The sequence below is a fragment of the Micrococcus luteus genome (assembly GCF_022664405.1).
Lineage (GTDB): Bacteria > Actinomycetota > Actinomycetes > Actinomycetales > Micrococcaceae > Micrococcus > Micrococcus luteus.
Map to the genome: position 1 here is coordinate 1 of NZ_JAKRLB010000051.1, position 925 is coordinate 925.

Below are 925 nucleotides of genomic sequence, written 5' to 3' on the forward strand. Positions count from 1 at the left end.
CCCCGTCAAAGACGGGGTTCGGGATGGTTCGGGCGGTTAGTATCACCGGCTCAGCATGGGCGGTTCTTCACTGGTACGGGAATATCAACCCGTTGTCCATCGACTACGCCTGTCGGCCTCGCCTTAGGTCCCGACTTACCCAGGGCAGATTAGCTTGACCCTGGAACCCTTAGTCATCCGGCGGACGGGTTTCTCACCCGTCTTTCGCTACTCATGCCTGCATTCTCACTCGTCCACAATCCACCAGAAGTTACCCGCTGGCTTCACCTCGTGAACGACGCTCCCCTACCCATCCAGCAAAACTGAATGCCACGGTTTCGGCGGTGTACTTGAGCCCCGCTACATTGTCGGCGCGGAGTCACTTGACCAGTGAGCTATTACGCACTCTTTCAAGGGTGGCTGCTTCTAAGCCAACCTCCTGGTTGTCTCAGCAACTCCACATCCTTTCCCACTTAGCACACGCTTAGGGGCCTTAACCGGTGGTCTGGGCTGTTTCCCTCTCGACTATGAAGCTTATCCCCCACAGTCTCACTGCCACGCTCTCACTTCCCGGCATTCGGAGTTTGGCTGAAGTCAGTAACCTTGTAGGGCCCATCGTCCATCCAGTAGCTCTACCTCCGGGAAGAAACACGTGACGCTGCACCTAAATGCATTTCGGGGAGAACCAGCTATCACGGAGTTTGATTGGCCTTTCACCCCTACCCACAGCTCATCCCCTCCATTTTCAACTGAAGTGGGTTCGGTCCTCCACGCGCTCTTACACGCGCTTCAACCTGGCCATGGGTAGATCACTCCGCTTCGGGTCTAGGACACGCGACTCAATCGCCCTATTCAGACTCGCTTTCGCTACGGCTTCCCCACACGGGTTAACCTCGCCACGTATCACTAACTCGCAGGCTCATTCTTCAAAAGGCACGCTGTCACC

At 56.2% G+C, this 925-nt stretch carries 1 rRNA gene; it reads right to left on the bottom strand.

Features of this window, described 5'->3' with window-relative positions:
• Positions 1-925, bottom strand: a 23S ribosomal RNA gene (locus tag MF605_RS11870); the annotation flags it as partial.